Source organism: Parasphingorhabdus sp. (genome assembly GCF_049667325.1).
GTDB lineage: Bacteria > Pseudomonadota > Alphaproteobacteria > Sphingomonadales > Sphingomonadaceae > Parasphingorhabdus.
In genome coordinates, this window is sequence record NZ_JBATHY010000117.1 from 1 (window position 1) to 4,546 (window position 4,546).

3 protein-coding genes are annotated in these 4,546 nt (G+C 57.9%); 2 read left to right on the forward strand and 1 reads right to left on the reverse strand.

Annotated elements, in window-relative coordinates; translation table 11 throughout:
- The first annotated feature begins 291 nt into the window (after positions 1 to 291).
- Both WBM93_RS05890 and WBM93_RS05895 read left to right on the forward strand, forming a co-directional pair.
- Positions 292 to 897, forward strand: a complete 606-nt coding sequence (locus tag WBM93_RS05890; protein WP_424429460.1) for a DUF6445 family protein — start codon at positions 292 to 294, stop codon at positions 895 to 897.
- Positions 898 to 1,035: 138 nt separating this feature from the next.
- Complete coding sequence (locus WBM93_RS05895; RefSeq protein ID WP_424429463.1) at positions 1,036 to 1,983, forward strand: MBL fold metallo-hydrolase; 948 nt, start codon at positions 1,036 to 1,038, stop codon at positions 1,981 to 1,983.
- On the opposite strand, the gene WBM93_RS05900 is transcribed toward WBM93_RS05895, so the two are convergent.
- Positions 1,984 to 4,335 (reverse strand): patatin-like protein, encoded by a 2,352-nt coding sequence (locus WBM93_RS05900; protein ID WP_424429466.1) that lies wholly within the window; start codon positions 4,333 to 4,335, stop codon positions 1,984 to 1,986.
- Positions 4,336 to 4,546 lie beyond the last annotated feature (211 nt).

Here is a 4,546-nt window from a genome sequence, read left to right on the forward strand (position 1 = left end):
TGGAACAATGACTCGGCACATGCGCTCTGGTGCAGCGGGTAAAAAGGCTTGTCCTACAACGCGCTGGTTGTGATAGGGTTTCGATATGCCGGTCTCATCTACTCTTCATTATATTCCATATCCCGCCCGTGGGTTGAGGACCAATTTCGTGTGTAAGGGGCCGAAACAAATTAAATATTTTAACCCTGTAAACTTTGTAAAGTTCGTCCGACAAATGGTTCGCAAGATGAACGGCGGTAATGCGAATATCACCGCGACCCGCGCCATGTGGTACCGCCGGAGAGTTTCCTGATGTTGCCTTCGCTGATCGTTCTCGACGATTTTATCGCCGACCCGGCCGCGGCGCGCAAAGCTGCATTGGGACTCGATTATGATCCCGACAACAAACATGGCAATTATCCGGGCCATATCTCGACCCGGCCATTGGACATCCAGGGGCTGGATGAACGCATCGGCGGCATCATCAATGCCCCGGTCAAGGCCGCCGCTAACACGAGCCATCTGCATTGCCGGGTCACTCTGAAAGGCGACAAGGGCAGGAGCGGGGTGCACATTGACCCCGCCTTCTACTCGGGCATTCTCTATCTTTCCCTGCCCGAACATTGCAAAGGCGGGACCGAGTTTTTTCGCCACAAGCGCAGCGGGCTCGAGCGCGTGCCGACAGATATGCCGTCGATCCGCAAAGCGGGCTATTCGGATATCAATGATCTGATCGAAAATGTGGTCAACAAGGATACCAACCATCCCGCACAATGGACCAAGGTGATGACTGTCCCGATGCGCTTCAACCGGCTGATCCTGTTCAGTCCGTGGATGTTCCACAATAGCGGTCCGGCATTCGGAAAGACGCCGCTGGATGGGCGGCTGGTAAACCTGATGTTTTTTGCCAAGGGATAGCGGCGGCAATGCGCAGATGCTATAACCGCAAGATATGCTGTCACCCCGGCGAAGGCTGGAGCCCAAACCAATGCCGCGAAGGCAACCGATAGTGGTTCGGAAGCGCTAGCCAGACGAATGAAACCCAGGAGATCCCACATGCCAAACCAGCTATCCAGAACCTTCGCAGCCCTGCTGCTAGCAAGCTCGCCACTGGCTCTATCCGCTTGCACCGAGAGTATCGCGCAGGAAGCGGACCGCTTCGCAGCAGTGGAAATAAAGGCGCAGCCATTGGGTGAAGGCATTGCCGTATTAATCGGCGCCGGCGGTAATATCGGTGTCTCCTATGGCCCCGATGGCACGGTGCTGATTGATGACCAGTTCGCTCCGCTGACTCCAAAGATCCAGGCCGCTATCGCTGATCTGGGGGCCGAACCGGTTAAATATCTTATCAACACCCACTGGCATGGCGATCATACCGGCGGGAACGAAAATTTCGGCAAGGCGGGCGCGCTGATCATGGCCCATGACCATGTTCGCGAACGGATGCTCGGCATCCAGAAATCGGGCCGAGGCAATGATCCGGCGTCCCCCGGAGAGGCATTGCCCACGGTGACCTATCATGACGGTCTGAAACTCCACCTCAACGGCGACGAGGTGCATGTCAAACATATGAAGCACGGCCACACCGACGGCGACAGCATCGTATTCTGGAAAAAGGCCAATGTCCTGCACATGGGCGATCTGTTCTTCAACAAGGTCACATTGCCGTTTATCGATCTCAACAGTGGCGGCAACGCGCGCGGCGTTCTGGCAGCGGCGGAAAAGGCGCTGACCATGGTCGACGACAAGACGCAAATCATTCCCGGTCACGGCCCAATGGCAACAAAGTCGGACTTGATAGCCTATCGCGACATGATGCAGACGGTGATCACGGCGGTGGAACAGGCGCAGGGTGAAGGAAAGTCGCTAGAAGCGGTTCAGGCAATGAAACCCGCCGCGCAATGGGACACCAATCCGGAGGCCTTCATCAAGGGTGATGCCTTTGTGGAGGCAGTTTACCGCAGTCTGCAAAGGCCTGTTCACTCTGAAGAACAGCCCCACTGATCACAGCGTCGCATTCTCGATTTCGTCGCGCAACGAGGCGATCAGCGGTTCGACCCTGGTCAGCCGCCCTTCCTCTTCGTCGACGATCTTGCGGAATATGGTTTTCTTGAATCCCAATATGATGTCACCACCGGGCCGTTTGGCGTCGGGCAGGGTGGAGAGGAGGATATCGATCATCCGCTCCGCGCCGTGTAGCCGGCCCCAGAGATAGTCATTCTCGCGGTAGCTGCGGCTGAAAAAGGCACCGAAATTGTTGAATTCGATCCCTTTCAGCGTCGCCGCCACGCCGCCTTTGCGGATCGTCTTGGCGTCTTCCGGAGAGATGCGGTCGACCTTGATCGGATCGAATTCGTCCAGCCCTTCGCCCTGAAGCAGAGGCAATGTCGCGATGTCGTAATAGGGAAAGCCAAGAAAGGCGAGCAGCATCGACCGCTTTTCGGCTTTTGGGATTACCGTCAGCGCTGCCGCCAGCTTGGCATCGACGATGGAGTCGGCTGCCGTCAGGTCGCGGGCCTTGGCCAGCGCGTCGAGCATCGCCTTTGGCCGTTCTTCGGCATGTCCGGCCAGCGCCACAAATTCATCGCCAAGATAATCGATCGTTTCGCGTTCGATATAGAGCGAGAGACAATCATAAATCACGTCGTGCATGACCTCCATGACCTCGTAATCGGCAGGATTGGCGCGGTCGAGATCTTCTGCAAGTTGCCGGGCGAGGAACCGCAGCCGCCGGATCCGGTAACCGAGATCATGTTGACGGAAAAACTCTGCCGCCAGTTTGGTCGGCCCGCCGCTTCTTTCCCCGACATTGTCGAGGCCGAGGCGGCGTATCTCGGTCCACAGGGCGCTGCGCAAGCCGGGGTGATTATGCCCGTTGGGGTCGGACTTTGCCCGCCGCACCGTATGCGCGATATCTTCGATCACCGTCGCCAGTTTGAGATGGCCATAGGCGCTGTAAGAAAATCCCGCGAGCTTGGCCGCCTTGTCGCGCGACTTGCGCCGCCAGGCGGCGACGCGCGCTGCGGTTGGCCGGTCGAGGAAAAACGTGCGTCCGAACAGGCTCTCGACATGATGCTCGACCTCGCCGCGCAAATTTTCGGTGATCAGCCGCATCTGGCTGATCCGGTTGGACCGGCTGGCGATCGCGTTGAGGTTATCACGGATTGGTTGTTCGCGTGGAATGTTGGAAATGGCACCGAAAATCGTCGAGAAGAAGCCGGGCAGCGACTCGTTCTCGGCTTCCTGGGCGGCCTGCAGTCGTTGCATCGCTCTGTCGCTTTTCGCCACATCGAGATCGGGGCGGGGGTCGATATAGACGAAGCGCCGGTCGACTTCCCTTTTGGCCGGCCGGTTCTTGAGTGCCTCGATCGCCTGTGCAAAAGGGGCGTTGGCGAGAACAGAACCGTCGATCAGTACAGTGTCTTCGGCCGTACCGGCGCGGTCCTGGCTGGGCAGCACACGCTTCAGGAAGGCCGAACGCTTTTCCCAGACATATTGATGATCGGACAGCAGCGCATCCAGCTCCCTAACCGTGAAGGGCGGGAAGGCCCCTGGAAAACTGGCGGTGGCGCGGGCGGCAAATGTCAGTTCCGCAGGGTCGGCAATGGCGTCGTCTCTTTTGCCCCTGGTCGAAAAACCGATGGTGATTCGATGTTCCATTTCAAGCGCGTCGGGCGGACTGTGCAGTTGCAGTTTTTCGGGATGGCCGACAAAATCGGTCACCGTAACAAACAGATCGAGCGGCTGGCCCGGCGGCAGCAAGCGCGGGCCACGCTCGGTCGCTTGCACCGCGGCCAGCGCATCCCAGATCATTCCGCTGAATACCTTGCCGCCAAAAGGCGGCGCAAACCATCGTGCGCGTACGAAGCGCGAGAGTTTCATCTTGACCTCTTCGCGGGCTTCCTTGGACACGGTCTGCTCGACCGCGCCGCCTTTGCGGCCCAAGGCCATCCAGGCAATCGGTTCCGCCCAGAATTTGGAAAAACGGGACAGCGGCCGCGCATCGGGGTCGAGCAATCGGTCAACATCGGCATTGTCGAGCCACAAGTCGGTCAGCGGGTCGAGCGACTGACCGGACAGGATTGCTTGTGACAGAAATATCCCGTTGATGCCTCCTGCGCTGGCTCCGGAAATAATGTCCGGCAGCACTCTAAGTCTGGTTCCGGTTTCCCGATCCAGCCATTCCAGGATATCGTAATAGATCCCGCGGCTGCACTGATCGACCCGCGCGCCATCATGAAAGTCCCGGCTTGCTTGCGCCAGTTTCCAGACCTCTTTGGTAATCCCGTGCATATAGATCGCCAGACTAACGCCGCCATAGCAGATCAAGGCCAGTCTGAGTTCTTTCTGCCGCATGGGTTTTTAACTACAGGATGAGGATGAGGGTGCAAGCGGCAATCCATCAGCGGTCATATCACGCCGAATTCAGAGAAGCTCTTCAATGAATATCGAGATCAGCATCGACTGGCTGGTCACGCCTGCCTTGGCATAAATCTGGCTCAGCTGTGATCGGACGGTACCGGCGGCGGTGTTTCGTAAAATTGCAATCTCGCTGACCGAGCATCCC

Coding starts and splice junctions, on each gene's coding strand:
- WBM93_RS05890 (WP_424429460.1), top strand. CDS start 292: ATGTTGCCTTCGCTGATCGTTCTCGACGATTTTATCGCCGACCCGGCC.
- WBM93_RS05895 (WP_424429463.1), top strand. CDS start 1,036: ATGCCAAACCAGCTATCCAGAACCTTCGCAGCCCTGCTGCTAGCAAGC.
- WBM93_RS05900 (WP_424429466.1), bottom strand. CDS start 4,335: ATGCGGCAGAAAGAACTCAGACTGGCCTTGATCTGCTATGGCGGCGTT.